Genomic DNA, 22,703 nt, shown 5'->3' with positions numbered 1-22,703 from the left:
CCCCATGCCTGATTCGCCCCGCGAAGAGCACCGGACCGAGCACCGGACCGAGCGCCGAGCCGAGCGCCGAGCCATCCCCCGGACCATCGGGCGGGCCGTCCGCCGCCGCGCCGCCGCGCTGCCCGGCTGGTGGCCGCTGCCCCTGTGCGCGCTGGTCGGCGTGGTCGGCGGTGCGGCGTACGGACTGGCCGCGGCGCCCGACTACGCCGCCACCAGCTATGTCGTCGCCGCCCCCGCCAAGGGCGCCGACCCCTCCACCGCCCTCGGCTTCGCCCAGGCGTACGGCCGTATCTCCACCAGCAGCTCGACACTCGCCGCGGCCCAGAAGGCGGCGGGCGTCCCGGTGCGGACGCTGGGGCGGCACGTCCGTACGGAGACCTCGCCCGAGTCGCCGATGATCGGCATCACCGGCAGCGCGACGCGCCCCGGCAAGGCCGCCGACATCGCCAACGCGGTGGCCGGAGCCCTCACCACCAGCGGCAACGCCGCTGCGGGCAACACCGGCGTCCGGCTGGTCCTGTTCTCCAAGGCCGTCGCACCGTCGGCCGCCGTCTCGCCCTCGGTGCCGGTCGGCATCGCGGTCGGCGGCTGCGCGGGCGGCCTCGTCGGCGCCCTCACGCTGCTGGTCCGCCCGCGCCGCAGGCAGTGGAGCCAGGGCACAGCGGTCCCGGCGCCCGCCCAGGCCACCGGACCCGACGCGCTCGCCGAGCCCGCACAGCCGAAGGAACACGTCTGATGGCGGTGGCCGCCGGGACCACGTCCGGGGCCGGGGCCGGGGTCAGGACAGGCGGTGGGCCGGGGTCCGGGACAGCGGCCGGGTCCGGCCTGTCCGTGACGCTGTGCCGCGACGAACGGCAGTTCGCCGCGCTGGAGACCCAGTGGGCGGCGCTGTACCGCGGCTGCGCCACCGCCACCCCGTTCCAGAGCCACTCCTGGCTGTACTCCTGGTGGCTCTCGTACGGCACACCCGGGCGGCTGCGGGTGGTCCTCGTACGGCGTGGCGGACAGCTGGTGGGAGCCGCACCGCTGATGCTCACCCACCGGCCGCTGCCGCTGCTCGTCCCGCTGGGCGGCGGCATCTCCGACTTCTCGGACGTCCTCATCGACGGCTCGCAGCCGTCCGGCACGCTCACCGCGCTCGCCGAGGGGCTGCGCCGGGCCGCCCCGCACGCGTTGATCGATCTGCGCGAGGTGCGCCCCGGGGCCGCGGCCGAGGAGCTCTACGCCTGCTGGCCCGGGGCGCGGCGCAGGCTCAGCGACTCGGTCTGCCTCGAACTGCCCGCCGAGCCCATCGACCAGCTGGTCAAACGGCTCGCCTCCGGACGGGCCCAGCGGGTCCGGGCCAAGCTGCGCAAGCTCGACGCGCTGGGGATCGAGGGGCGCGCCGTCCCGGAGCACGAAGTCCCCTGCGGCATCCGGGAGTTGCTGCGTCTGCACGAGCTGCAGTGGCGTGGGCGCGGGGTCACGCCCGAGCACCTCAGACCCCGGTTCGCCGAACATCTGACGCGCGCCACCCAGCGCATGGTGCGGGACGGCGACGCGGCGCTCACCGAGTACCGCCTCGACGGTGCGGTGGTCGCCGCCAATGTGACGCTCCAGTCCGCCCGGCTCAGCGGCGGATATCTGTACGGCGCCGACCCCCAGCTCCGCACCAGGAAGGTCGACGTGGCGACGATGCTGCTGCGCCGCGACGCCCGGCACGCCGCCGAGAGCGGCCGGACCGTCATCAGCCTGCTGCGCGGCACCGAACCGTACAAGAGCCACTGGCGCCCGGCCGTCGTCACCAACCAGCGGCTGCTGCTCGCGACGGCCGCGCTCGCCCCGGTGCTCAGCCTGTACGCGGCCCAGCTGGCGGGCCGGGACCGGGCGGCCGACGCGGTACGCACCATCGGGCCGGTGGTACGCGACTGGCGCACCAGGCTCGGCGGCCGGCGGGCGGACGGAGAACGGCCGGCGGCCGGCGGCCGGTGACCGCACCCGGCCCGCCGTTCCACCCGCCGTCCACCCGCCGCCTGTTGCCCCGTTCGCCGTCCGCCCGTCCGCTGCCCTGTCAGTCCTCCGGCAGGGACACGCAGATCTTCCGGGGCTTGAACCAGGTGCCGGCCCACTTGCCCAGGTCGACCCGGATGCACCACTGCTTCGTACCCGTCGGCTTCGACGGCGGCTCCACCCCGTGCTCCGACGGCGTCGGAGTCGGCGTCGGCGCCGTGCCGGGCGGGGTGCTCGGTTCGGCCGTCGGCCTGCCGGGCTCCGGCTTGGCCTCCTGGGACACCTTCGTCCGGAAGATCTTCGACGCGTCGGGGTTCTCGTCGCACTGCCACACACCGTGCGGGCAGTAGTCCGTGATGGTCTGGTACAGCGGCTTGTGCGCGTCGAACCAGGCGAGCATCCCGCGCATATAGGCGGTGTTGTCGCCGTTCCTGAAGAGGCCCCACTCGGGGTAGGAGATCTGCTTCTTGTGCGCGGCGGCGAAGTCGACCTGCGCCTGGAGCCCGTACGGCCCCTTCACCTGGTCCTCGAAGGTGTCGCCCGGCGGCTGGTCGTACGAGTCCATCCCCACGATGTCCACCGTGTCGTCGCCCGGATAGCACTGGGTCCAGGGGATGTCGTCAGGGCCGCGGTTGGGCGTGAAGTCGAACTTGAACTTCTGCCCGGGGACCGAGCGCATCGCGGTGACGATCCGGTTCCAGTACGTCTTCCAGCCCTGCGGGTCGGGGCCGCAGCGCTGGGTGTACGTCGTGCCGTTCATCTCCCAGCCCAGCACGATCACCGTGTCGGGGATCCCCAGTTTCACCAGGTGGGTGGCCAGCTTGCGGTAGTGGTCGTCGAAGTCGCCCCGGGCGCCCTGCTGGATGAGGCCGCGGACCTGGTCGTCCGGGAGATGGTCCTCGTTGTGCTCCTGCATGGGCACGTTGAGCACGAACATCCGGTCGGCATCGGCGCGCCGCCACTTCGCCCAGGTGCTGAGGAAGCCGGGCTGCCCCTCGATGTTCGACCAGACGTCACCCGGCAGGTAGGTGTGCCCCACCCGCACGTCCGCGCCGCCCAGCCAGCGCGAGAGGTCCGCCATCCGCGCGACGCCCTTCGGCCCGTAGTCCAGGTACGCGCCCACCGCGGGCGCGGAGTCCTCCGGCGCCTCGGGCAGGGGGCCCTTCGGCGCGAGCGCCCCGGACTCCTTCGCGGCGGGGGAGCCGTGCGGCTCAGGCGCCGGGGACGCGGGCTGCTTCGGCGCCGCGGCGGCCGGCCCGGCGGGGGACGGAGCGGGGGCGGGCCTGAGCGCACCCTGCGCGCCTCCGGCGCCGGTCACGAGAAGACCGGCGGCCGCGCCTGCGACGCATACGCTCCTCAACCGTCGTCGTGGATGCGGCATGGGCCTCTCCTCGTGGTGAATTCGTGCAGGTGACGGAAGACGCGGACTCATGATCCATTGGTCAAACCGTCCCCCCGAAGGGCCGACCGGGCGCGCTGCGCTGGGCCATCGGTGCGTTCCATGACCACCAGTCAGCTCCATCCAGGTGAAAGACGGGACGTCCGCGCTGCACCGGGATGGGTCGGGATGAGTAACGAATGCACCGGGAGATCGTTGATCAAGGCGTCGCATGGGGAGTGAACGTTTCCCTGCGGACTGCCCAGGACCCGCCCGGTCCTGGGCAGTCCTGTCCCCGGCGGGCCCTTCTCCGGCTGTCCTGTCCCGGGCGGGCCCTTCTCCGGCTGTCCTGTCCCGGGCGGTCCGCTGTCCCGCGTACGCCCTGACTGATGGTTTGCGGCCGCGTTGCCGCGCCCGGTTCCGCCATCCGGGTGAACGGCCGCCGTGGGGGCCCGGGCCCGCCACTAGGGTGCCGAGCCATGACCGCATCCCACACCGCCACAAGCAGTGTCCAGCGCGACCAATTGGGCACCCTCTCCGTGCTCGCCTGGTCCGGCGACCCCGAAACGAACAACCTGCCTTATCTGCTGGCGTATTCACTCGGTGACGGCAAGGACGGTGCCGAGGCGGGCGAGGCCGCCGTACGCACGCTCTTCGACGAGCTCGGCATCCCGCTGGGCAGCTCGCTGGCGGACGGCTCGCGGCCCGGCTTCCCGGTCAGGCTGCTGGTCGAGGGCGGCCAGGCCGCCGTCAACATGCCGTATCTGAGCGCCCAGTGCCCCGTCCCGCCCGAGTGGCTGCGGGCGGTGGCCGACCGGGGCGAGGTGCACTTCATGTTCGCCAGCAAGCCGTGGCCGGAGGCCGTGCCGGGCCGGCCCGTGTCCGAGGAGGTCCTCAGCGCCTTCGTCGGCGACGAGGCCATGCTCACCACGTCCGCGCACTGCATGCTGCCGGTCACCCAGCTGCGGAAGTAGCCGCGGCGGCGGGGCCGGGCCGGGGAGGCGTACGCCCGGCCCGGCCCCGCACCGCTGTCACACGCCGGGCGTCACCGGGCCTGCCGTACCGGGCCTGCCGTCACGGTGCGGGCGGGTCGAAGGCGAAGGGCAGCGCCCGTACCCGGTTGTCGAAGTTCGAGCCGGCCAGGTCGGGGAGGCCCACCGCGCGCGGCGCCAGCGGGCGGCTCAGCAGCTCCCGGAAGAGCGCCTTGATCTCCTGCCGGGCCAGATGTGAGCCCAGGCAGAAGTGCGGGCCGCCGCCGCCGTACCCCAGGTGCGGGTTGGGGCTGCGGGTGATGTCGAAGGCGTCCGGGTCGGTGAAGACCGCCTCGTCGCGGTTGGCCGACGCGTAGTAGAGGACCACCTTGTCGCCGGGCCTGAAGAGGTGCCCGCCCAGTGCGTACTCCGTCCGTACCGTCCTGCGGAACTGGATGATCGGCGTCGAGTGCCGTACGACCTCGTCGACCGCCCCGTCCGCGTACCGCTCGAAGTCCGAGGCGAGCAGGTCCCGTTGCTCCGGGTTCTCGGTCAGCAGCGTCAGCGCGTGAGTGATCGCGTTCCTGGTGGTCTCCACACCGGCCACCATCAGGAGCGAGAAGAACGAGCCGAGGCTGCGGGCGCCGAGCCCCCGCCCGTCGACGTCGGCGCGCACCAGCGCCGAGATCAGGTCACCGGTGGGCCTGCGCCGCCGCTCGCGGCCGAGCGCCGCCATCATCAGATGCATCCGGGCCAGGGCCCGCAGCCCGCGCCCCGGGTCCCGCAGCCGGGCGCCGATGCCGCGCCGCACGCCCGCGTTCTCCGACGCGTGGTCGACGCGGCCCGCGATGTCGGCACGGTAGCGCTCCGGGATGCCCATGAGGTTGCAGATGACCTCGAACGGCATCCGCGATGCCACCGACGCCACGAACTCGGCGGGCCGCCGCGCGACCATGTCGTCCACGACGCGCTCGGCGACACGGCGGATGTCCTCGTCGGCCGCGGCGAGCAGCCGGGGCGTGAAGGCCCGGGAGACCACCCGGCGGAGCTGGGTGTGGTGCGGGGCGTCCATGTTGACCATGGATTCGCCGAACAGGAACCTGACCCAGCGGGCGGGCTCGGGCGTGGTGACCCCGGGGGCGCTCGCGAACACCTCGGGCAGCCGGCTGGCCCGCACCACGTCCGCGTGCCTGACCAGCGCGTAGAAGCCCTGCCCCGGCCTGCGCCGGGTGGCGGGGCGCTCGGTGAAGTACGCGGGCCCTTCGAGCTTCCGCAGCGCGGCGAAGGCGTCCAGCCGTACGGGGCGGGGCAGTTGCCAGAACGCCGGGTCCGCGAGGTTCACCTCCGCCGGGTGCGCCGGGTGCCGTACGGCAGGCTGTGCCGGGACGCTCATCCGTCCGTCCTTCCCCCGGGCCGAACAGCCCTGGTCCGGCGGTCATCGTGGCGCATCCACGGCGGCGCGGACCGCCCCCGCGGGGCCGGGCGGGCAAGTTCCCGCCGCGGCGCGGGACATTCCCCCCGTACGGCCGAACGGCCGCCGGGTCAGGGGGCAGCGGAGTGAGCCGGAGCCGCTGGTCGGCGCGCCGGAGCGGTCATTTGTCCGAAGAACTGTTTCCTCGTGCCGTCGTTGTCCCCGACGAGGCGCGACCCGGCGTGCGGCAGGCGCGGCGGTCCGCGCCGACCGGCGGGGTGAACCGGAGGGAGCCAGGATGAGAACGTCCACGCGCGGTACGGCCGGGCGGACACAGCGGGGACAGCCGGCGGACGGTGCGGGCCGCGCGGACGGTGCGGGCCGGGGCCGTGCCGGTCGCCAGGAACCGGCGGACCCGTCGGTACCGGTGACCCGGCGCGGGGCACTGCGCGCGCTGTTCGCGGTGGGCGCGGTCGGTGGTACGGCCGGGGCGCTGGCCCCGATCGTGCGGGCCGGTGCCACGGGGCGCGAGGGCGACGACGGGAAGGGTGTCCTGTCGCCGGGGCCGCCGCAGGAGCTGCGGGACGCGTTCGACGAGATGTACCGGGGCCGGCACATCAGGGGCGGTACGGCGGGCGACTCCACCGAGGTGACCGTCGACGGCAGGCCGCTGCACATCATGCGGCGGGCCGACGGCAGCTACCTCAGCATGGTGGACCACTACGAGTCGTACCCGACGCCTCTCGCGGTGGCGCGCGGCGCGGTCGACGAACTGGGCACGGCCCGGCTGTCGTTGACATCCATGCAGCAGACGCACCCGATGCGGCAGCTCTGACCGGGAAGGTCCCTGACCCGTGTACACCCGCAAGAACCAGAAGGACCTCACCGCGTCCGAGAAGAGGCGGTTCGTCTCCGCGGTCCTGGAGGTCAAGCGCTCAGGCCAGTACGACGACTTCGTACGGACGCACGGCGAGTACTACGTCCCGGACGGGTCGCGGGGGAAGCGGGTCGCCCATATGGCGCCCACGTTCTTCCCCTGGCACCGGCGCTTCGTGCTGGAATTCGAGCGCGCACTCCAGGCGGTCGACCCCAGCGTCACCGTGCCCTACTGGGACTGGACGGCCGACCAGGCCCCGACCGGCGGGCTCTGGGGCGACGACTTCCTCGGCGGCGACGGCCGGCGCTCCGACCAGCAGGTGATGACCGGCCCCTTCGCCTACCGCGAGGGGAACTGGGAGGTCACGGTCGGGGTGACCGACGACCGGTTCCTGACCCGGAACTTCGGCCGTCCGTCCCGTCCCGTCTCGCTGCCGAGCCGAGCCGATCTGGCCCGTGCGCTGAAGGAGACGGTGTACGACGCGGCCCCGTGGGACTCCACCGTGCCGCACGGCTTCCGCAACACCTTCGAGGGCTGGTCGGTCGGTGACGGACCGGCCTGGCGCAACCACAACATGGTGCACCGCTGGGTGGGCGGGGCGATGAACAGCGCGACCTCGCCCAACGACCCGGTCTTCTGGCTGCACCACTCCTTCTGCGACCTGGTCTGGGACCGCTGGCAGAAGGCGCATCCGCACGCCGGGTTCGTCCCCGCGAGGAAGCTTGCCCCGGGTGATCCGCAGAGCGGCCGGATCTTCAGCCTGGACGAGCCGATGGAGCCGTGGGGCGTCAAACCGTCGTCGCTGCTGAGCCATGCGTCGCTCTACCGGTACGCCTGAGAGCAGGTACGGGCCCGGTGCGGGTGGGCCGGACACAGCTGCGGCCACCTCCTTCGCAGGGGGTGGCCGCAGGTCGCGGGAGGCGCTGCCGCCCGCTGTCTCAGTCTCAGTTGCCGTAGCCGTCGTCGCCGTAGCCACCGTGGCCGTGGTCGTGCTGGTCGGCGTTGACGCAGGTGTTGCCGAACGCCGGGTTCAGCAGACCGATGACGTCGACGGTGTTGCCGCAGAGGTTCACCGGGACGTGGACCGGGACCTGGACCTGGTTGCCGGAGATGACACCGGGGGAGCCGATGGCGGCACCCTGGGCTCCGGCGTCGGCGGCGGCCAGACCGGCGGAACCGGCCAGGACGGCGCCGGTGCCCGCGAGTACGGCAGCGGCCTTCGCGATACGCGACATTGCGTTCTCCTTGGAACAGTGGAACGGGAACATTCAGGGTCAGCCGCAGCGATTCACGGTCCGACGTGTCGTTCAACGCCGCAGCGCACCACCGGTAACGGATGTCGATCAAAGTCACCGGGGTTCGGCACAGGACCGGCGGCTCCCCGGCGGCGGAAAGCGCACCGGGCGGCGGCCCATTCGGGGCGATAGGCTCAATCGAGGCATATGAGGCGGCTCGGTTCTCGTGCCTGCTCGCGCCCCGTACCGCTCCCACCAGGGGTTTCTGGGCATTGCGCATAAGGCCGGGATAAAAGTTGAGTGCACTCGACTCAGGTCAGTTGACTCGACGGGATCTGTCGTGCACTCTTGAGCCAGTTCCACTCAAGTCAGCTGGAGGATTCACCATGGCACGTGCGGTCGGCATCGACCTGGGCACGACTAACTCCGTCGTCAGCGTTCTCGAAGGCGGCGAGCCCACCGTCATCACCAACGCCGAAGGCGCCAGGACCACGCCGTCCGTCGTCGCCTTCGCCAAGAACGGCGAGGTGCTCGTCGGCGAGGTCGCCAAGCGCCAGGCAGTCACGAACGTCGACAGGACCATCCGGTCGGTCAAGCGCCACATGGGCACCGACTGGAAGATCGACCTGGACGGCAAGAGCTTCAACCCGCAGCAGATGAGCGCCTTCATCCTGCAGAAGCTGAAGCGTGACGCCGAGTCGTACCTGGGAGAGAAGGTCACCGACGCGGTGATCACCGTCCCGGCGTACTTCAACGACTCCGAGCGCCAGGCGACGAAGGAGGCCGGCGAGATCGCGGGTCTGAACGTCCTGCGCATCGTCAACGAGCCGACGGCCGCCGCCCTGGCGTACGGGCTCGACAAGGACGACCAGACGATCCTCGTCTTCGACCTCGGTGGCGGCACCTTCGACGTGTCGCTCCTGGAGATCGGTGACGGCGTCGTCGAGGTCAAGGCCACCAACGGTGACAACCACCTCGGTGGTGACGACTGGGACCAGCGCGTCGTCGACTACCTGGTGAAGCAGTTCGCCAACGGTCACGGCGTGGACCTCGCCAAGGACAAGATGGCTCTCCAGCGTCTCCGCGAGGCCGCGGAGAAGGCGAAGATCGAGCTGTCGTCCTCGACGGAGACCACGATCAACCTGCCGTACATCACGGCGTCGGCCGAGGGCCCGCTGCACCTGGACGAGAAGCTCACGCGCTCGCAGTTCCAGCAGCTCACCGCCGATCTGCTGGACCGCTGCAAGAGCCCCTTCCACAACGTCATCAAGGACGCGGGCATCCAGCTCTCCGAGATCGACCACGTCGTTCTCGTCGGTGGCTCGACCCGTATGCCGGCCGTCGCGGAGCTCGTCAAGGAGCTCACCGGCGGTCAGGACGCCAACAAGGGTGTGAACCCGGACGAGGTCGTCGCGATCGGCGCCTCGCTCCAGGCCGGTGTCCTCAAGGGCGAGGTCAAGGACGTCCTGCTCCTCGACGTGACGCCGCTGTCCCTCGGTATCGAGACCAAGGGAGGGATCATGACGAAGCTCATCGAGCGCAACACCACGATCCCGACCAAGCGTTCCGAGATCTTCACGACGGCCGAGGACAACCAGCCGTCCGTGCAGATCCAGGTCTACCAGGGCGAGCGCGAGATCGCGGCGTACAACAAGAAGCTCGGGATGTTCGAGCTGACCGGTCTGCCGCCGGCCCCGCGCGGTGTGCCGCAGATCGAGGTCGCCTTCGACATCGACGCCAACGGCATCATGCACGTCGCTGCCAAGGACCTCGGCACCGGCAAGGAGCAGAAGATGACCGTCACCGGTGGCTCCTCGCTGCCGAAGGACGAGGTCAACCGGATGCGCGAAGAGGCCGAGCAGTACGCGGACGAGGACCACAAGCGCCGCGAGGCCGCCGAGTCGCGCAACCAGGGCGAGCAGCTCGTCTACCAGACCGAGAAGTTCCTCAAGGACAACGAGGACAAGGTCCCGGGCGACGTCAAGACCGAGGTCGAGGAGGCCCTCACCGAGCTGAAGGAGAAGCTCAAGGGTGAGGACACCGCCGAGATCCGTACGGCCACCGAGAAGGTCGCCGCGGTCTCGCAGAAGCTCGGCCAGGCGATGTACGCGAACGCCGAGGGCGCCGCTGCCGCAGGCGGTGCGCCGGGCGCCGAGGGTGGCGAGGGCACCGAGCAGGCCACCGAGGCGCCTGACGACGTGGTCGACGCCGAGATCGTGGACGACGAGAAGGACGGCCGTCAGGGAGGCGCCGCATGACGGAGGAGACTCCGGGCTTCGAGGAGGAGCCCGACGTCCCCTCCGGCGCGACCTCCGAAGACGCCGCGTCGAAGGCCGCCGGTTCCGACTCCGCCAAGGAGCCGGAACCGGCGGCCCCGGCCGGGGACGCACAGAGCAGTCAGGAAACAGCCCTCACCGCCCAGCTGGACCAGGTCCGCACCGCGCTCAGCGAGCGCACCGGGGACCTCCAGCGGCTGCAGGCCGAGTACCAGAACTACCGCCGCCGGGTGGAGCGGGACCGGGTTCAGGTCAAGGAGGTCGCCATCGCGACCCTCCTGTCCGAACTCCTCCCGACCCTCGACGACATCGGCCGCGCCCGTGAGCACGGCGAGCTGGTCGGCGGCTTCAAGTCGGTGGCCGAATCGCTGGAGACGGTCGTCGCGAAGATGGGCCTCCAGCAGTTCGGCAAGGAGGGTGAGCCCTTCGACCCGACGATCCACGAGGCCCTGATGCACTCGTACGCGCCGGACATCACCGAGGACACGTGCGTGGCGATCCTGCAGCCGGGGTACCGGTTCGGCGAGCGCACCATCCGTCCCGCCCGGGTCGCGGTGGCCGAGCCCCAGCCGGGGGCGCAGGCCAAGGACGAAGCGCCGGACGAGGACAGCGGTGGCCCGGACGAGGGCTGACATCAGTACCAGTACTGACGTCATGATCAGGAGCGAGCGGAAGGAGGGACGTCGGGGATGAGCACCAAGGACTTCGTCGAGAAGGACTACTACAAGGTTCTCGGCGTCCCGAAGGACGCCACCGAGGCCGAGATCAAGAAGGCGTACCGGAAGCTCGCCCGCGAGCTGCACCCGGACGCCAACAAGAGTGACGCGAAGGCCGAGGAGCGGTTCAAGGAGGTCTCCGAGGCGAACGACGTCCTCGGCGACCCCAAGAAGCGCAAGGAGTACGACGAAGCGCGTGCTCTCTTCGGCAACGGCGGCTACCGGCCAGGGCCCGGTGCCGGCGGCGGCTCCTTCAACTTCGACCTGGGGGACCTCTTCGGAGGTGCCCCGGGCGGGGGAGCGGGGCAGCCGGGCGGCGCGGGCGGATTCGGCGGCGGACTCGGGGACGTGTTCGGCGGACTGTTCAACCGGGGCGGTGCCGGTACGACCCGTACCCAGCCGCGCCGCGGCCAGGACATCGAGTCCGAGGTGACGCTCAGCTTCACCGAGGCGGTCGACGGGGCCACGGTCCCGCTGCGGATGTCCAGCCAGGCGCCGTGCAAAGCCTGTTCGGGCACCGGCGACAAGAACGGCACCCCGCGGGTCTGCCCGACCTGCGTCGGTACCGGTCAGGTGTCGCGCGGCACCGGCGGTGGTTTCTCACTGACCGATCCGTGCGTGGACTGCAAGGGCCGCGGGCTCATCGCCCAGGACCCCTGCGACGTCTGCAAGGGTTCCGGGCGGGCCAAGTCCTCCCGGACCATGCAGGTCAGAATCCCGGCGGGCGTCTCCGACGGCCAGCGGATCAGGCTGCGCGGCAAGGGCACCCCGGGCGAGCAGGGCGGCCCGGCCGGTGACCTCTATGTGATCGTCCATGTCGACGCCCACCCGGTCTTCGGCCGCAGGGGCGACAACCTCACGCTCACCGTGCCCGTCACCTTCGCGGAGGCGGCACTGGGCGGCGAGGTCAAGGTACCGACGCTCGGCGGGCCCCCGGTCACGCTGAAACTGCCCGCGGGTACGCCCAACGGCCGTACGATGCGGGCCCGGGGTAAGGGTGCGGTCCGCAAGGACGGCACCCGCGGAGACCTGCTGGTCACCGTCGAGGTCACCGTGCCGGCGGAGCTCAGCGACAAGGCACGGGAGTCGCTGGAGACCTACCGCGACGCGACCGCGGGGCACGACCCGCGCGCGGAGCTTTTCCAGGCCGTGAAGGGAGCTTGAGATGAATGGCCGCCGAGGACGCCGTGACCCATCCATGGGGTACGAACTGACCGACGAGACCCCCGTGTACGTCATCTCGGTCGCCGCTCAGCTCTCGGGCCTGCACCCGCAGACCCTGCGCCAGTACGACCGTCTTGGCCTGGTCTCACCGGGCCGGACGGCCGGGCGCGGCCGGCGGTACTCGGCCCAGGACATCCAGCTGCTCCGTACGGTGCAGCAGCTGTCCCAGGACGAGGGCATCAACCTCGCGGGCATCAAGCGCATCATCGAGCTGGAGCACCAGGTCGCCGCGCTCCAGGCCAGGGTCGCCGAGCTCTCGGCGGCGGTGGACGGCGCGGCGGTGGCCATGCAGCAGCGCGAGGCGCAGGTACACGCCTCGTACCGCCGTGACCTGGTCCCGTACCAGGACATGCAGCAGACCAGCGCACTGGTGGTCTGGCGGCCGAAGCCGAAGCGGTCGCCGGAGTAGGCCGATTCGTCACATGGCTCACACGGCTCACACGGCTGAGGGCCGTCACCCGACCCGGGTGGCGGCCCTCAGCCGTGTGCGTGACTGCCGAGCATCCCGGACTGGGCGATCCGTACGCCGAGCTGCACCCGGTTCGTGGTGCCGAGTACGGTCGAGAGGTGCGCGATATGGGTGCGGCAGGTGCGGACGCTGATCCCGAGCCGCTTGGCGACGGCTTCGTCGGGGTGCCCTTCGCTGAGGAGCCGGGCGACGGCGTACGGGTCACGAAGCGCAGCAATGTAGGCGCCTCGGTTCGACAACGACTGCGACCTCCTGGCACATGCCGTAATGAGCGACGTCGCCCAGAGTGAGCGCGCTACGTCGTAAATAGGATACAGAACTGGATGCAATATGAATGGTCGCAGACGACGCCAACAGCGGCCTTGGAAATAACAGCGCTCCATGATTACAGAAGAGTCTACGCGGGGCTTCTGGGATTAGCCGAAGGCTCTCTGTGATCATCTGGCCCCCTCCGCTCGATGCAATGCAGCAAGATGGTGGTAGCGCCGGTGCGGCCACGCGGTGCATCCTTTGGGCAGCATGAGCGGATGCAACGCCATCGAGACAAACGGATTCGTGGTTTCCGTCTGTGGAGGCAGGGGAGAATTGCGGGGGAATTATCGACCGGCGACGTACTTATCCAAGACCCTGATCACCTGTCATTCAGGGGGGGGGGAGAAGCAAGCCCGGGCTGATTGGACGAGCGTTAATCCAAGATGCTTGGTGAAGCTCACCACCCAAGGTGATTCAGATGGTGCCGATGTGTGAGTCTTGACCCGGTGGCTCAATTCTATTTTGTCAGGGGTGTGGGAAGTGTGGGAAGCTTTCGGTCTCGACAAGTTTGTGGAATTGGTGTACGGCGCAATGTTTACCAATTCGTGGAGCGGGGTCGCAGATCTCGCTTCCCAGCTCGGATGCAAAGAAATTGATATCCGTCGCGCATTCGATCAACTGGCGCAGCTGTCGCTGCTGCGCCCTTCGAGAAATGATCCTGACACATTACGACTGGTTAGTCCGGAGCTAGCCGTGCAGTCTCTGCTTGCACGACAGGAGGCCGAATTGGTACGGCGGCAAGCGGAAATCTTGGAAAGCCGTGCCATGGCTGCCATCTTCGCGGCCGATCACGCACGAAATCGAGCCAGCGATAGACACTACGGTATCGAGGAGATTACCGGTGTCGACGCTATGAGAGACCGCCTGGAAGTCAAAATTTCGATGGAGAGCGGCTCCCTGCTCGCCGTCGCAGTTGGCGCCTCCGAAGACCGTCGCCACACCAGGCGCAAGTTCTTTGATGCGCTTGGCTGCCGCAAGTGCGGCAGCATTTTGCTGGAATGTAGAGGTGAAGCCAACCACATCGGGCAAGAGTCCGGCGATGTGCTCCGCGATGTGCTCGATGAACTGTGGCACTAAAGAATGAAGTTGGACGGACAATTTCATCTCAGCTTCGGTCATACTGTTTCCCAGCTGTTCTTGAAACTCGGCAAGCCTCCACTTGGGATCGTCATACAAGGCCGAAGAGAAGACCCAGTCCCCGCAGCCTTTAAAGTAGCTTACCAAGGAGTAGTAGTAGTCCCGACCGCGAAAATCTACACGCTCGGTGATCCAATCGGCGAAATCGAGGTTGGCGTGGATTACGTCGATTTCGGTTTCGGGCATGGTTTTTGCGACGCGATTCTTTAGTATTCCGAGGGCTAGGGAAGGCACTTCTATCGGCGCCCATGGCATGTTGACCAGCAAGACTCGCACAGCAGAAGCACTCCTTAGGGATGTCGGACGTGGGGCCGCCGCGAGATGGGCGACCCCACACCTGAGCTATCGGCCGTACCGTCAGTCTCCGACGGAGACGGTAATAGGTGCGTTCAGCTCGCCGTCTTCGCCCTCGATGGGGTCATTCTCGATTGTGATTTTCTGAACCATGAGCATTCCTCCTTTCATTTGTGAAGGCGTGCCGGGCGAAGGTCAGTTGGCCGGCTCGGGTGCGTGGAGTGCGGCCGATGGGTCCTCGGAAAGCATGGGAAGCGTCTGGAGTTGCTCCAGATAGTCTTGCATCTGCTCCTCCGAATCTGTATCCATGCGAGCAAATTTTGCACGCCGGCGGATTCGATACCTTCCTTGATCGCTTGTCCCTCGGCGCCCGGAACCTACTAGAATGAGGGGCTACCTTCATTTCTTGTATTGGGTCCGAGTGTTGGACGAAGCAAGCAGGGTTACGTATCCAGAATGTCTGGAGAGCGAATGCAAGTGGATCGTGTAGATGATCATTCGCCCTTCGTTCATCTGCGGTCGCGCCGAGATCTCCCGGTGCGACGACATCAAATATGCGCCCACCGGCTGGCTCTGTCACCCGGATCGACTGGCCAATATCGGCTTTGCCTGTTTAGGTCACCGAGATGTATGGATCTTCCGCGCCCGTCCTCTTCCCAATGGACGTAGCTGCCGACACAATGTCGCGATGATGCTGATCAATCGCAACTATCGGCTGTTATGGGCAGGGCAGTTGGTCTCCCAGATCGGTGACTTTGCCTTCGCGACCACTCTGTCGCTCTGGGTGGGCCAGGTGCTGCTGGCTGGCAAGCCGTATGCTCCGGCTGCAGCCTCGGCATTGATCGGGATCGTTGCGATAGGAACTCTCGCCGTTGGGCCGATTGCTGGGGTGTTCGTCGATCGCTGGGACCGGCGGCGCACCATGTTGGTTGCGGACTTGGTTCGCGTGGCCCTGATTGGTGCGTTGACCGTAGTGGCGTTCCTGCCGAACGGGACCTTGCCGGACGCAGGCGTGCTCGTGGCTGTGTACGTGACCGTGCTGTTAGCCACCGCGGCCGCCCAGTTCTTCAATCCAGCCCGGTTTGCGCTGATTGGGGACGTTGTGAAGCCCGGGGAACGTGCACGAGCCTCTGGGATTGGACAGGCAACACAGGCCATCGCCATCATCGCGGGACCTCCGCTGGCCGCACCCGTCTTGTTTGTCGTCGGCGTGCGGTGGGCGTTGCTCCTGAACACCCTCTCCTTCCTGGCCTCTTTTGTAGCTGTACGTGCCGTCCGCGTACGCGCCGCTGCCTCCGTGCCGGTTGCCACCCCCGGACTCGCCGGGGTGCGTGCGGAGTTCATTGCCGGTCTGCGGCTGGTGACGGGGAGCCGTGCCGTGACGGCATTGATGGTGACTGTTGCCCTGGTCACTGTCGGTGCTGATGCCTTGAACACGTTGAATGTGTTCTTCGTGACCGACAATCTGCATGCTGATGCGAGCTGGTACGGCACCCTGGAGATGGCTCTAGGGTGCGGACTGATTGCCGGGGCTCTGCTCGCGACGCGGATGGTGGGGCGGCTGGGGGCGGCCCGAACGTTCTCTCTTGGACTGCTGCTGACCGGTTTGGGCCTGGTGTTTTACTCACGGCTGGGCTCTCTGGGCCCCTCGCTCATCACTTTGGCCGTCGTGGGCATCCCCTTGGCCGCTGTCAATACGGCATTAACCCCGGTGTTGCTTGCGTCAGTTCCACAATCTCATTTGGGTCGGGTCATCTCTGTGATCAATCCCGTTCAGCAATTGGGAGCATTGCTGGGGGTTTCAGGGGCGGGTTGGCTCGCCAGCACTGCCTTGCGTGACTTCCACGTAGACATCGCCGGTATCCAGTTCGGCCGGATCGATACGATCTTTACGGCGGCTGGACTGCTGGTGGTGGCCGGCGGGTTGTACGCGTCGATGGCATTGCGATCGACTGATCACAATCAGGAACTTATGTTACAAAAGAGATGAAGCCGGAACTCTCTGGTAGATGTTGTCGGGATCGACCGAAATCCCCTGTTCTGTGTGTCGTCGTGCGACTTAGATCCACGAGACCCGGACGAGCGGGCTCATGCGCCCTTGATCGACCGACAACGGGTCGGCGTTGGCCTCCGGTATTTGTGTGGGTATCTGCAAGCGTTGCTGGCTGGTGGTGTCTGGTTATTCGAGCATCCCGGACTGGGCGATCCGTACGCCGAGCTGCACCCGGTTCGTGGTGCCGAGCACGGTGGAGAGGTGCGCGATATGGGTGCGGCAGGTGCGGACGCTGATGCCGAGTCGCTTGGCTACGGCTTCGTCGGGATGCCCTTCGCTGAGGAGCCGGGCGACGGCGTACTGACGCTCGGAGATCCCGGCCCTGGCCGGTACGGGGGGTGCGGGCTCGTGGAGGGGGATGCCTTGGCGCCAGAACCGCTCGAAGACGGTGGCGAGGTATTCGATCAGGGCGGGGTGGCGCAGTTCCAGGGCGGTGGTGCGGTCGGCGCTGGCGGGGATGAAGGCGACCGAGCGGTCGAAGATGATCAGGCGCTCGGGGATGTCGTCCAGGCTGCGGATCTCTATCGCATCACCCATCTGCTCCAGGTAGTCGCGTAACCCCGGGCTGTGCAGCGAGGCGCGCTGGTAGAGGGTGCGCATGTGGGCTCCGCGCTCGCGCAGCAACAGGCCCCTGGGCAGGGCCGTGCGCAGTTCGTACTCGCTGCGAGGTCCGGGCTGGACACACAACGCCTCGGTGCGGCAGTCGTTGTTGGCACGGTTGATCGCGGTGTTGATGCGGGGGAGACCCTCCAGCACCACGATCCCGGGTGCGCTTTCCGCCGGATCCGGGGAGTCGAGCGCGATGAACCGTTCCAGGGTCTCGGCGATCCTGACTTCGCGTGAACGGCGTGTGTGGATCTCCGTCTCGATGTCGCGGAGCACCGTGTGGAGGGCGCGCGAGGGAGACGTGGGGAGGAGGCGGTCCATGTGGTCCGGGTCCGGATGCAGGAGCCCCAGGTCGATGAGGCAGGGGGCCGCCGCTGCGGCCGGGCGCTCGACGTATCGCTGTTTCAGGGCTTCGGCGTATATCCGGCTGCCGGACTCGCACAGCTCCTCCACACCATGTGTGTGCTGGGGCGCCGTCACTTCTGCTCCGTCCCTGAGTTCTGGCGGCAGGGCCGCTCGCCCCCTCATCAAGCTGCAGAGCAGCAAGTTGAGGGTGGCCGCGCCGCCGCGGACACACCAGAATCATTGCGTGTACCGGGTATCGCGGTCAGTTTCCCTGCTCCAGGATGCCGGACTGCGCGATCAGATAGCCGAGTTGGGCCCTGCTGCTGCTGCCCAAGGACGCGGAGAGTTTGGCGACGTGGGCGCGACAGGTCCGTACGTTCATACCGAGGCGCCGGGCTATGGCCTCGTCGACATGCCCCTCCACCAGGAGCTGGGCGATGGAACGCTGGACGCCGGACACACCGTCGGGCGTGGGGTTGTAGGGGATCTCATCGAGCAGCGGGGTGGCACGCCGCCACAGCTGCTCGAAGACCTTGATGAGGTACTCGACAAGTCCGGGATGGCGCAGTTCCAGGGCGACCCTGCGGTCGTCGCGCGCGGGGATGAAGGCAACCGTGCGGTCGAAGATGATCAGGCGCTCTATCAGCTCTTCCAGGGTGCGGATTTCGGCCTTGCCGCCGGATATCCGGTCCACGTACGCGAGGGTGCCCTGGCTGTATCTGACGGTGTGCTGGTACAGCGTGCGTATGCTGACGCCGCGGTCGATCAGGGGCCTGTCCCGTTCCAGGGCCTGGCTCAGGACGTGTTCGCTGCGTCCGCCGCCCGGCTGGACCGTCAGCATCTCCGTACTGCACTCTGCGGTGGCGAGGTTGAGCGCGGCGTTGATCCGGTCGAAGCCCTCCAGCACGGTGATGGCGTGGGTGCTCGGTGGTGTCTGGGCGCTGATGGCCATGAACGGCTCGAAAGAGTCCGTTAGCTGGACGGACATCCGTCTGCGGTCCTGGATCTCGCGTTCCAGCGGATGCAGCCGCTGAGCGAGCGCGATGGAAGGCGGAACCGGGCGGAGCCAGTTCGCGTCGTCGGGATCCGGGTGCAGCAGGCCGAGTTCGGCCAGGCACGGCGCGGATTCCACCTCGATGCGGGTGACACGTCCGGCGCTCAGCGCACTGGCGTACAGGCGGGCGCCCTCGTCGCACAAGTCGGTGACGGCATGAGGGTGTGTCGGTTGTGTGGTGTTACTGGGCAAATCTCCACCCCCCAGGGTCCTGAACGTGCAAGAACATGATGCATCGTGCGTGTAGCGCTGACGTGCCGGAATGAGCCATCGTCTTGTCATGCGGGGGAGAAGACACCATCAAGTGAGGACGAAGCCGACTATGTACAAGATATTGCTTCGCTCGGCGCTTGCCGCTGCTTTCTCCGTGGCCTTGGCGTTCGGTGTTCTGAGTGGGGCGACCCTCGGCGCGGGAGCCGGCAGGGCCATTGCCCCGTCCGACAGCGGCTGGGACATTGTGCACGCGGCGTCCCCGGCCATGGACAGCGGCTGGGACAGTGCACAGACTTCGGTGCAGGCATGACCGTCCCACCGGACGACAGAGTCTTCCAGCGCGAGATGGCCGTCGCCTACCGCTCCGGGTGGCATTTCATCGACCTCGTCACGGCGATTCCGCACCGTGGTGACTCGTTGATGGTCACCCTGTTCGGTGAGCCGATCGTCGTCGTACGCGAGGAGGACGGTGACGACGGTGACGTCCGCGCCTACCGGTGCCTGCGCAAGCCCCGGGGTGCCCCGCAGCCTGTTCGCTGTGCCATCCGTTACGGCATGGTGTTCGTCAACCTCGACCGGCGTGACCACCAGTTGTTCGACGCCGAGCCGACCACAGCTATCCCCCGCAGTGCCTGACGCGATTCCCCCGTCGTAACAGATCGCTCAGGCGCTTCCCCCACACAGCGGCGCCACCGTGACCTGAACACGGTGGCGCCGCTGTGCTGCGCGCACTTTCCCTGTCGTCCCGGCGACCCGGCGGCCTGTCACCCCGGTGGGGCCCGGCCGCCCCGGTGGCCGTACGGGTCAGGCGCGGCCCATCGCCCGCTCGACGCTGATCTCGATCAGGACCCGGTCCGGGTTCTCGGACGGCGTGCGCCCGTAGCGCTCCGCGTAACGCCGTACCGCGTCGGCGACGGCATCCGGCTCCGTACGGATCCTCGCGCGCCCCTCCAGCGTCGCCCAGCGCCCCGGTGCCACCTGGCAGACCGCGACCCGTGCGCCCTCCGGGCCCGCCGCCAGCACATGGGCGACCTTCCGCGACTTCTTGTTGGCGATGACCCTGGCTGTCCCGGCCGCCGGCTCCCACGTCACCCCGACCGGCACCACATGCGGTGAACCGTCCGGGCGCAGGGTCGTCAAGGTGCAGCGATGGAATTCGCGCCAGAAGCTGAGGTAGGGCGGCTCGGGGTTCCGTGGGTCAATGGCCATGGGCGCGAACCTACCCGCGCTCCGCGACGCCCGGTGTGGCGGAGATCCCGTCGGCCGGGGGCCGGTGGGCCTGTCCAAGAAAGGTTGAGTGGAATAGACTCAACTTTATGTACGTTGCCTGAGTCCAGGCCGTTGCAGCAGGACGGCCAGCGACATGACAGCCGTTGCCGGGACGGACCCGCCCCGCGAGGAGGAGAGCGCACACGTGGACGCCGAGCTGACCAACAAGAGCCAGGACGCGATCACCGCGGCGAACAGCCGCGCCGTGTCCAGTGGCAACCCCGACCTGACCCCCGCCCATCTGCTGCTCGCACTGCTGGAGGGGCAGGACAACGAGAACGTCGTCGACCTGCTCGCCGCCGTCGAGGCGGACCAGGCGGCCGTGGGGTCAGGGGCCGAGCGGCTGCTCGGCGGGCTGCCCAGCGTGGCCGGGTCGACGGTCGCGCCCCCGCGGCCCGACCGCGAGCTGCTCGCCGTCATCGCGGACGCCTCGCAGCGGGCCAAGGAACTGGGGGACGAGTACATCTCGACCGAGCATCTGCTCATCGGGATCGCCGCCAAGGGCGGCCACGCGGGCGAACTGCTGGCGCAGCAGGGTGCCGGTGCCAAAGAATTGCTGGAAGCGTTCGAGACGAGCAGGGGAGGGCGCCGGGTGACCACACCCGACCCCGAGGGTCAGTACAAGGCGCTGGAGAAGTTCGGTACGGACTTCACAGCAGCGGCACGTGAAGGCAAGCTCGACCCGGTCATCGGGCGGGACCACGAGATCCGCCGGGTGGTGCAGGTGCTGTCCCGGCGCACCAAGAACAACCCCGTGCTCATCGGCGAGCCGGGCGTCGGCAAGACGGCCGTCGTGGAGGGCCTCGCCCAGCGGATCGTCAAGGGCGATGTGCCGGAGAGCCTGCGGAACAAGCGGCTGATCTCCCTCGACCTGGGGGCCATGGTCGCCGGCGCGAAGTACCGCGGCGAGTTCGAGGAGCGGCTGAAGTCCGTCCTGGCCGAGATCAAGGAGAGCGACGGCCAGGTCATCACCTTCATCGACGAGCTGCACACCGTCGTCGGCGCGGGCGCAGGCGGCGACTCCGCGATGGACGCGGGCAACATGCTCAAGCCGATGCTGGCCCGCGGTGAGCTGCGCATGGTCGGCGCGACGACCCTCGACGAGTACCGCGAGCACATCGAGAAGGACGCCGCCCTGGAGCGGCGCTTCCAGCAGGTGCTGGTCGCCGAGCCGTCGGTCGAGGACACCATCGCGATCCTGCGCGGGCTCAAGGGCCGCTACGAGGCGCACCACAAGGTCCAGATCGCGGACGCGGCCCTGGTCGCCGCCGCGACCCTCTCCGACCGCTACATCACCTCCCGCTTCCTCCCCGACAAGGCCATCGACCTGGTGGACGAGGCCGCGTCCCGGCTGCGGATGGAGATCGACTCGTCCCCCGTCGAGATCGACGAGCTCCAGCGCTCCGTCGACCGGCTGCGGATGGAGGAGCTGGCCCTCAAGAACGAGACGGACGCCGCTTCCAAGCAGCGCCTGGAGAAGCTGCGCCGCGACCTCGCCGACCGCGAGGAGGAGCTGCGCGGCCTCACCGCACGCTGGGAGAAGGAGAAGGAGGGCCTCAACCGGGTCGGTGAGCTGAAGGAGCGCGTCGACGAACTCCGCGGCCAGGCCGAGCGCGCCCAGCGCGACGGGGACTTCGACACCGCGTCCAAGCTGCTGTACGGGGAGATCCCCGGCCTGGAGCAGGAGCTGGAGGAGGCCACCGAGGCCGAGCAGGAGGCGGCCAAGACCGCCGACACCAAGAGCACCATGGTCAAGGAGGAGGTCGGCTCCGACGACATCGCCGACGTGGTGGGCGCGTGGACCGGTATCCCGGCCGGCCGTCTCCTGGAGGGCGAGACGCAGAAGCTGCTGCGGATGGAGGAGGAGCTGGGCCGCCGCTTGATCGGCCAGACCGAAGCGGTCCGCGCCGTCTCCGACGCCGTACGCCGCACTCGCGCCGGCATCGCCGACCCCGACCGGCCCACCGGTTCGTTCCTCTTCCTCGGCCCGACCGGCGTCGGCAAGACCGAGCTGGCCAAGGCGCTCGCCGACTTCCTCTTCGACGACGAGCGGGCCATGGTCCGCATCGACATGAGCGAGTACAGCGAGAAGCACTCGGTCGCCCGGCTCGTCGGTGCGCCGCCCGGCTATGTGGGGTACGAGGAGGGCGGCCAGCTCACCGAGGCGGTGCGCAGGCGCCCGTACAGCGTGGTGCTGCTCGACGAGGTGGAGAAGGCCCACCCCGAGGTCTTCGACGTGCTGCTCCAGGTCCTCGACGACGGACGCCTCACCGACGGCCAGGGCCGCACGGTGGACTTCCGCAACACCATCCTGGTCCTGACGTCGAACCTCGGCAGCCAGTATCTGGTCGACCCGCTGACCAAGCCCGAGGAGAAGAAGAAGCAGGTCCTCGACGTGGTGCGGGCCTCCTTCAAGCCCGAGTTCCTCAACCGCCTCGACGACCTGGTGGTCTTCTCCGCGCTCTCGCCCGACGAGCTGGCGCACATCGCGGGCCTCCAGATCGACCGGCTGGCCCAGCGCCTGGCCGACCGGCGGCTCACCCTGGAGGTCACCCCCGAGGCACTGGCCTGGCTGGCCGAAGAGGGCAACGACCCGGCGTACGGCGCCCGGCCGCTGCGCCGGCTGATCCAGACGGCGATCGGCGACCGGCTGGCGAAGGAGATCCTCGCGGGCGAGGTCACCGACGGCGACACGGTCCGGGTGGAGCGGGTCGGCGACGAGCTGATCGTGGGCCGCGCGGAGACCCCGGTCGAGAGCGCGGGCTGAGCCCGGAGCCGGTATCGGGCTAAGCCCGGAGCGGACACCGGCCGATAGAGCGGGGCGGGGGTTGCCATGCCCCGCCCGCCATGGGAGAGGATGGCGGAACTCGTACG

General features: G+C 68.7%; 20 protein-coding genes. 12 read left to right on the top strand and 8 right to left on the bottom strand.

The genetic code is table 11. The features are described from left to right. Positions 1-4 precede the first annotated feature (4 nt). Positions 5-736, top strand: coding sequence for a lipopolysaccharide biosynthesis protein (locus OG510_RS17290; protein WP_406137857.1), 732 nt, complete (start codon positions 5-7; stop codon positions 734-736). Further along, complete coding sequence (locus OG510_RS17285) at positions 736-1,971, top strand: GNAT family N-acetyltransferase (RefSeq protein WP_406137855.1); 1,236 nt, start codon at positions 736-738, stop codon at positions 1,969-1,971. Before OG510_RS17290 ends, OG510_RS17285 begins: the two co-directional genes overlap by 1 nt. 79 nt (positions 1,972-2,050) lie before the next feature. On the opposite strand, the gene OG510_RS17280 is transcribed toward OG510_RS17285, so the two are convergent. After that, the gene (locus tag OG510_RS17280; RefSeq protein ID WP_406137853.1) at positions 2,051-3,370 is read right to left on the bottom strand and encodes a glycoside hydrolase family 26 protein; all 1,320 of its coding nucleotides are present in this window, start codon (positions 3,368-3,370) and stop codon (positions 2,051-2,053) included. A gap of 476 nt (positions 3,371-3,846) precedes the next feature. Between OG510_RS17280 and OG510_RS17275 the strand changes: the two genes are divergently transcribed. Continuing rightward, entirely contained in the window at positions 3,847-4,341 is a 495-nt protein-coding gene (locus OG510_RS17275) for a DUF5949 family protein (RefSeq protein ID WP_406137852.1), read from the top strand. Positions 4,342-4,441: 100 nt separating this feature from the next. Here OG510_RS17275 and OG510_RS17270 read toward each other — a convergent pair whose 3' ends face one another. Then, a complete protein-coding gene (locus OG510_RS17270; protein ID WP_406137850.1) occupies positions 4,442-5,731 on the bottom strand; it encodes a cytochrome P450 in 1,290 nt (429 codons plus the stop codon). A gap of 316 nt (positions 5,732-6,047) precedes the next feature. On the opposite strand from OG510_RS17270, the gene OG510_RS17265 reads away from it, so the two are divergent. Together OG510_RS17265 and OG510_RS17260 are read left to right on the top strand one after the other, a co-directional pair. Beyond that, positions 6,048-6,584: a tyrosinase family oxidase copper chaperone gene (locus OG510_RS17265; RefSeq protein WP_406137849.1), complete on the top strand. Its 537-nt coding sequence runs from the start codon at positions 6,048-6,050 to the stop codon at positions 6,582-6,584. Positions 6,585-6,603: 19 nt separating this feature from the next. Continuing rightward, positions 6,604-7,464 carry a tyrosinase family protein gene (locus OG510_RS17260; RefSeq protein ID WP_406137848.1) on the top strand — a complete coding sequence of 287 codons (861 nt, stop codon included), beginning with the start codon at positions 6,604-6,606 and terminating at the stop codon, positions 7,462-7,464. A gap of 106 nt (positions 7,465-7,570) precedes the next feature. On the opposite strand, the gene OG510_RS17255 is transcribed toward OG510_RS17260, so the two are convergent. Continuing rightward, positions 7,571-7,861 carry a chaplin gene (locus tag OG510_RS17255; RefSeq protein WP_406137846.1) on the bottom strand — a complete coding sequence of 97 codons (291 nt, stop codon included), beginning with the start codon at positions 7,859-7,861 and terminating at the stop codon, positions 7,571-7,573. A 386-nt stretch (positions 7,862-8,247) separates the two neighbouring features. On the opposite strand from OG510_RS17255, the gene dnaK reads away from it, so the two are divergent. The 4 genes from dnaK to OG510_RS17235 are packed head-to-tail and all read left to right on the top strand — an operon-like array spanning position 8,248 to position 12,486. Beyond that, the gene (gene dnaK, locus OG510_RS17250; RefSeq protein WP_164264177.1) at positions 8,248-10,119 is read left to right on the top strand and encodes a molecular chaperone DnaK; all 1,872 of its coding nucleotides are present in this window, start codon (positions 8,248-8,250) and stop codon (positions 10,117-10,119) included. Further along, positions 10,116-10,769 carry a nucleotide exchange factor GrpE gene (gene grpE / locus OG510_RS17245; RefSeq protein WP_406137845.1) on the top strand — a complete coding sequence of 218 codons (654 nt, stop codon included), beginning with the start codon at positions 10,116-10,118 and terminating at the stop codon, positions 10,767-10,769. Before dnaK ends, grpE begins: the two co-directional genes overlap by 4 nt. 57 nt (positions 10,770-10,826) lie before the next feature. Continuing rightward, positions 10,827-12,017 carry a molecular chaperone DnaJ gene (gene dnaJ, locus OG510_RS17240; protein ID WP_406137844.1) on the top strand — a complete coding sequence of 397 codons (1,191 nt, stop codon included), beginning with the start codon at positions 10,827-10,829 and terminating at the stop codon, positions 12,015-12,017. A gap of 1 nt (position 12,018) precedes the next feature. Continuing rightward, entirely contained in the window at positions 12,019-12,486 is a 468-nt protein-coding gene (locus OG510_RS17235) for a heat shock protein transcriptional repressor HspR (protein ID WP_164264174.1), read from the top strand. Positions 12,487-12,554: 68 nt separating this feature from the next. Here the strand turns inward: OG510_RS17235 and OG510_RS17230 are convergent, their stop codons facing one another. Both OG510_RS17230 and OG510_RS17225 read right to left on the bottom strand, forming a co-directional pair. Next, positions 12,555-12,785: a response regulator transcription factor gene (locus OG510_RS17230; RefSeq protein ID WP_406137842.1), complete on the bottom strand. Its 231-nt coding sequence runs from the start codon at positions 12,783-12,785 to the stop codon at positions 12,555-12,557. Positions 12,786-13,545: 760 nt separating this feature from the next. Next, positions 13,546-14,271, bottom strand: coding sequence for a hypothetical protein (locus OG510_RS17225; RefSeq protein WP_406137841.1), 726 nt, complete (start codon positions 14,269-14,271; stop codon positions 13,546-13,548). A 508-nt stretch (positions 14,272-14,779) separates the two neighbouring features. Between OG510_RS17225 and OG510_RS17220 the strand changes: the two genes are divergently transcribed. Continuing rightward, complete coding sequence (locus OG510_RS17220) at positions 14,780-16,279, top strand: MFS transporter (RefSeq protein ID WP_406137840.1); 1,500 nt, start codon at positions 14,780-14,782, stop codon at positions 16,277-16,279. A 189-nt stretch (positions 16,280-16,468) separates the two neighbouring features. Here OG510_RS17220 and OG510_RS17215 read toward each other — a convergent pair whose 3' ends face one another. Both OG510_RS17215 and OG510_RS17210 read right to left on the bottom strand, forming a co-directional pair. Then, complete coding sequence (locus tag OG510_RS17215) at positions 16,469-17,428, bottom strand: LuxR C-terminal-related transcriptional regulator (RefSeq protein WP_406137839.1); 960 nt, start codon at positions 17,426-17,428, stop codon at positions 16,469-16,471. A 127-nt stretch (positions 17,429-17,555) separates the two neighbouring features. Continuing rightward, a complete protein-coding gene (locus tag OG510_RS17210) occupies positions 17,556-18,539 on the bottom strand; it encodes a helix-turn-helix transcriptional regulator (protein WP_406137837.1) in 984 nt (327 codons plus the stop codon). Positions 18,540-18,866: 327 nt separating this feature from the next. Between OG510_RS17210 and OG510_RS17205 the strand changes: the two genes are divergently transcribed. Beyond that, positions 18,867-19,196 (top strand): (2Fe-2S)-binding protein, encoded by a 330-nt coding sequence (locus OG510_RS17205; protein ID WP_406137836.1) that lies wholly within the window; start codon positions 18,867-18,869, stop codon positions 19,194-19,196. 168 nt (positions 19,197-19,364) lie between these two features. Here the strand turns inward: OG510_RS17205 and OG510_RS17200 are convergent, their stop codons facing one another. After that, positions 19,365-19,769: a pyridoxamine 5'-phosphate oxidase family protein gene (locus OG510_RS17200; RefSeq protein ID WP_406137835.1), complete on the bottom strand. Its 405-nt coding sequence runs from the start codon at positions 19,767-19,769 to the stop codon at positions 19,365-19,367. A 205-nt stretch (positions 19,770-19,974) separates the two neighbouring features. Here OG510_RS17200 and clpB point away from each other — a divergent pair, with 205 nt between their 5' ends. Further along, positions 19,975-22,596, top strand: a complete 2,622-nt coding sequence (gene clpB, locus OG510_RS17195; protein WP_406142427.1) for an ATP-dependent chaperone ClpB — start codon at positions 19,975-19,977, stop codon at positions 22,594-22,596. Positions 22,597-22,703 lie beyond the last annotated feature (107 nt).

The organism is Streptomyces sp. NBC_01089, from assembly GCF_045162975.1.
GTDB lineage: Bacteria > Actinomycetota > Actinomycetes > Streptomycetales > Streptomycetaceae > Streptomyces.
This window is presented reverse-complemented; position numbering and strand designations above follow the sequence as displayed.

Coding starts and splice junctions, on each gene's coding strand:
- OG510_RS17205 (WP_406137836.1), top strand. CDS start 18,867: ATGACCGTCCCACCGGACGACAGAGTCTTCCAGCGCGAGATGGCCGTC.
- dnaK (WP_164264177.1), top strand. CDS start 8,248: ATGGCACGTGCGGTCGGCATCGACCTGGGCACGACTAACTCCGTCGTC.
- OG510_RS17265 (WP_406137849.1), top strand. CDS start 6,048: ATGAGAACGTCCACGCGCGGTACGGCCGGGCGGACACAGCGGGGACAG.
- grpE (WP_406137845.1), top strand. CDS start 10,116: ATGACGGAGGAGACTCCGGGCTTCGAGGAGGAGCCCGACGTCCCCTCC.
- OG510_RS17200 (WP_406137835.1), bottom strand. CDS start 19,769: ATGGCCATTGACCCACGGAACCCCGAGCCGCCCTACCTCAGCTTCTGG.
- OG510_RS17290 (WP_406137857.1), top strand. CDS start 5: ATGCCTGATTCGCCCCGCGAAGAGCACCGGACCGAGCACCGGACCGAG.
- OG510_RS17270 (WP_406137850.1), bottom strand. CDS start 5,731: ATGAGCGTCCCGGCACAGCCTGCCGTACGGCACCCGGCGCACCCGGCG.
- OG510_RS17255 (WP_406137846.1), bottom strand. CDS start 7,861: ATGTCGCGTATCGCGAAGGCCGCTGCCGTACTCGCGGGCACCGGCGCC.
- OG510_RS17280 (WP_406137853.1), bottom strand. CDS start 3,370: ATGCCGCATCCACGACGACGGTTGAGGAGCGTATGCGTCGCAGGCGCG.
- dnaJ (WP_406137844.1), top strand. CDS start 10,827: ATGAGCACCAAGGACTTCGTCGAGAAGGACTACTACAAGGTTCTCGGC.
- OG510_RS17220 (WP_406137840.1), top strand. CDS start 14,780: ATGATCATTCGCCCTTCGTTCATCTGCGGTCGCGCCGAGATCTCCCGG.
- OG510_RS17285 (WP_406137855.1), top strand. CDS start 736: ATGGCGGTGGCCGCCGGGACCACGTCCGGGGCCGGGGCCGGGGTCAGG.
- OG510_RS17275 (WP_406137852.1), top strand. CDS start 3,847: ATGACCGCATCCCACACCGCCACAAGCAGTGTCCAGCGCGACCAATTG.
- OG510_RS17235 (WP_164264174.1), top strand. CDS start 12,019: ATGAATGGCCGCCGAGGACGCCGTGACCCATCCATGGGGTACGAACTG.